The sequence below is a fragment of the Neobacillus drentensis genome (assembly GCF_036965245.1).
Lineage (GTDB): Bacteria > Bacillota > Bacilli > Bacillales > Cytobacillaceae > Neobacillus > Neobacillus drentensis_G.
In genome coordinates this window covers 1-4075 of sequence record NZ_JBALPG010000047.1, presented here as the reverse complement: position 1 = coordinate 4075, position 4075 = coordinate 1, and the positions used below count along the sequence as shown (strand labels likewise).

General features: G+C 37.6%; 2 protein-coding genes. Both read right to left on the bottom strand.

The annotated features are described in order from the left end of the window. Positions 1–77: 77 nt before the first annotated feature. The gene (locus V7150_RS11700) at positions 78–3218 is read right to left on the bottom strand and encodes an MMPL family transporter (protein ID WP_335517956.1); all 3141 of its coding nucleotides are present in this window, start codon (positions 3216–3218) and stop codon (positions 78–80) included. A gap of 75 nt (positions 3219–3293) precedes the next feature. Then, positions 3294–3779 carry a MarR family winged helix-turn-helix transcriptional regulator gene (locus V7150_RS11695; RefSeq protein ID WP_335517953.1) on the bottom strand — a complete coding sequence of 162 codons (486 nt, stop codon included), beginning with the start codon at positions 3777–3779 and terminating at the stop codon, positions 3294–3296. Between the last annotated feature and the right edge of the window lie 296 nt (positions 3780–4075).

Genomic DNA, 4075 nt, shown 5'->3' with positions numbered 1-4075 from the left:
TGATAAAATAGTAAAGAAAATTATTCAAATATAAAAAAAGATGCACACTGACCAATTTATCAGCGTGCATCTTAAAATCAATTTGTATGATTGACATCATTATTTTTTCTAAATGGCCACCAGTTGGCTTCACCAAATGTTTTTACCATTACTGGCACAAACAACGGAAGGACGACAAGCGCGTATAAAGCTAAACCAATAAGGAGAATCGTAGCAATTTCCAGCAAAGATAAAACGCCGGATGGCATCATCGCTGCAAATGTGCCGCCAAGAATCACGGCTGCTGAGATGATGACTGTTCCCATTTTTTTCATAGAGAGTAAGATTGCTTGTTGAACTGGCATGTTCCGGTATTCGTTGAAACGATCCATTAAGAATATGCTGTAGTCGATTCCAAGTGCCACTAATATAACGAACGAAAAGAATGGAACGGCCCAGCTGATCCCTGTGTATCCTAACACATTAACAAAAATGGCTTCTGAAATGGACATCGAAGTAAAGTAGGTAAGGATTAAGGAACCAATTAGATAGAGCGGCATGATGAACGAGCGAAGTAAAATTATTAGTATAATAGTAATACCCGCAAGCATTAATATAACAGTACGTGAATAATCGGCCTTAGAAATGGTGTCAAGATCGTTATGCATGCTGGATACACCACCAACAGCCACTGTCGCATTTTCAAGCTTTGTTTCCCTAACTGCTCGTTTTACCGCCTGTTTAATTTCCGGGATCCGATCAATGGCTTCATTTGAATACGGATTTTTATTAAAGACCACATCAATCATCATCACTTTACGCTCCTTTGACAAATAAGCATTGAGAGCCTGCTCGAAATCCTTACTGTCTAAGACGTCCTGTGGAATATAAAAACCATTTTGTTTTTGCTTCGATACATCTGCAAGATAATTTTGGGCAGAGTTTAGTCCATTAGAGACTTGGTTTAAACCATCCACGCTTTGAGTCAAACCATCAGAAAGCTGGGTGATTTGGCCACTCATGTCTTGAAAACCCGTTAAAAACTGCTGTTGGCCATCTTTCAGACCCTCTAAACCACTGGAAACTTGAGGAAGACCTTGATCAATGATATTTCCTTGACCATCTTCCATCTTATAAAGACCTGCCTCTAGCTTTTTAATTCCAATTAAAAGTGGTTCCATACTGTTAACTAGTTTTTCTTGACCTGCAGTTAATTCAGCAAATGTATTATTAGCAGTATTAATTCCGTCTTGAGCACCTTTTAGACCATTGTTTAATTGCTGCATACTTTCTGACAATTGCTTGATTGCTATTTGTGAGCCTTTGATAGTGGCTTTAATAGCTTGATAGCTTTGATTTTGTTCGATATCAGGATAATCCGTTTTAAGGTTAGCAAAATATTGATCTGTTGATGCTAATATTCCATTAAGGGAATCTAAACCTTCTGCAATTTTATCGTTGCCTGCCTTAAGTTCTCCTAATCCTGCACCAGCTTTTTTGTAGCCGGCCAGCAGTTGTTTATTGTAGGCAAAAATTTTTACTGACTCAGCTTGGATTTTTTCCAAACCATTCTTTAAGTCGGTGGAACCGATGGAACTATCCTTCAGTCCTTTTTCAATTTCAGTAAGGTGACCTTGTACTGTGTCGACTCCTGATTTGATCTTGTTTGTCCCCAAAATTAATTGGTTGATTCCATTTGTAGCTTCCTGCATCTTCGGCTGATTAGCTGCCATCTGGCTGCCTGCTTCAGCAAGGCTATCGCTGATTTTTTTAATCCCGTCATTTCCCTGACCGAGACCATCACCAACGCTTACTACTTGTTGTGACAGATAAAAATCATCAATTGGTGTACCGGTAGGGCGGGTCACGGAACGGACGGTGTCAACATTATTAACTTTTTCCAGTTCCTGACTGATTTTTTCCGTTAGAGCAATATAATCTGATGTGTTCATTTTATCATCGTTTTTAATCACAATTTGTGTTGGCATTGATTCACCGGGACCGAATGAATCTGCGATGATATTGAATCCTTTTATGGAAGGATAATCATCACTTATTTCTTCAAGTGAGTTAAAGGATAATTGATCCTTATAGGTGAATAAGAATGGTACAGAAACGAGGGAAACAAGGATAAAGGCAATCAACGGGCGCTTTAGGGCAAATTTGCCCATCATACCCCAGATTTTGCTGTCACCATGTTCCAGCTTTCCTTTGGATGGCCAAAATAGCTTTTTTCCAAGCACAGCCATGAAAAATGGAACAACGGTGAAAAGTGCAAGTAACAAAATCGCAACGCCAACAGCAACGGCTGAAGCAGATTTGTAAAGCTGAAAGGTAGAGAAACCGATTGATGCAAACCCAATTAATACTGCGATACCGCTATATATTACCGTTTTCCCGGCAGTGCGATAGGTTGTAATAATCGCTTCAGTTACATCTCCATTCATTGATAATTCTTCTTTAAAACGGCTAAGGAGCAAGATACAATAGTCTGTTCCAATCCCGAAAAGAACCGCAACTAAAAAGATCTGGGTAAAGGTTGATAAGGGGAAGTTGACTTGATCCACTAACAACCCGACAATAGATTGGGCAGTAAGATAACTGAACCCTACTGTTACCAATGGAATAATCGGTGCAACCGCGGATCTAAATACAAGAAGCAGCACAATTAAAATAAAACCTACGGTAATACCTTCTGTTTTTTTCAAGCCTTCCTGTGAGTTAGTGACAAGGTCCTCGTTAATGACCCAGCTTCCGGTATAGTAATGATCGAGATTGCCATTATTAATCGCATGATATAAATCTTCGGTAATATCTTTTGCTTCCCGGCCATTTGCTGACACTTTAAGTGAGACGAGGATGGTTTTTTCGTCTTCTGAAACTAGCTGATCCTTTAATTCCTCCTGATTGAAATGGGTGAGGATATCAGTAATGCCAAGTTTCTTTTTATTTTTTTCAAGCTGATTAACAGCTTTTTCAGCATTCGAAAAATCTTCTTTCGTTAACTTTTTATCACTATGGAAGACGAGAGCAGTTTGTAAATGACTACCTTTATTTTCACTTGATTGAACATCTCTGAGAATTTTTTCGGCAATGGTTGACGAATAGCCTTCAGGAACGGTAATTTGCCCTTTTTCTCGAACAAGACCTTCCATATTTGGTGCCACGATAAAAAGTGAAGTAATAACAGCAATCCAGGCGATTATGATGAACCACTTTCCCTTTATTATTGCTCTCACTATTTTATTCCCCCAGTTCTTCCTTTTTCTTAGCTGATTAGGAAAGTAAAACTTTCCTATTAGGCATAAGTGCAACTATGCCTGTGTATTCACCCTAAAAGGTTCGCCAATCGACAGTTTTTCTTTATTGGCTAATATTTCGGCTAATTTCTCAAACGTAATGATAAAATTCTTAATTTCTGACTCTTCGAATTGTGTAATGATTGATTCAACGAGAAATTGAATTTTTTCTTGGCAATTTTGATAAAGCGTATTTCCTTCCTCTGTTAATGTTAAATAAACTACTCTTCTGTCGTTTTCATCACGTGTTCTTTTAATAAGTCCTTTGTCGGCCATCCTGTTAATAATAGCCGTGATTGCACTTTTATTTACTTCAAATGCATCGGCCAATTCAGAAGAAGTGCATTCTCCGGAATGAAAAATGTATCTTAATACGTAGTGCTGATCATTGGTTAAATCGTCACCAATTTGCCCCTTGATTAATGACTCTGCTTTTTTATGAACCTGAAAAGAAACTGTCGTATAACGGTCGATTAACTCCTGAATGGTATGCTTATCCATGAAATCTTACACCTCTTAAAATTAGTTAAACTGTTTAACTATTCACTTGTTTAACTATAAAACATATGGAATTTAACGTCAATATTTTCCTTTAATGAAAATTTAAGGAACAAATCTAATAGGCTTATTCAAAATTGCATCCCGGCAAAAATATCCTGGTCAGAATAGGAGTAAGTATTTATGAAAAAATGGATTTTAATATCAGTGGGTGTACTTGTAGTTGGTTTTGTGATTATTACAATTTATCTAGACAAATCTGAGGACTTAAAAGTTAGAATGAGTGTGGAAGCAAGTTG

Excerpts from the sequence above, each read along its gene's own strand:
- V7150_RS11695 (WP_335517953.1), bottom strand. The coding sequence starts at position 3,779 with ATGGATAAGCATACCATTCAGGAGTTAATCGACCGTTATACGACAGTT.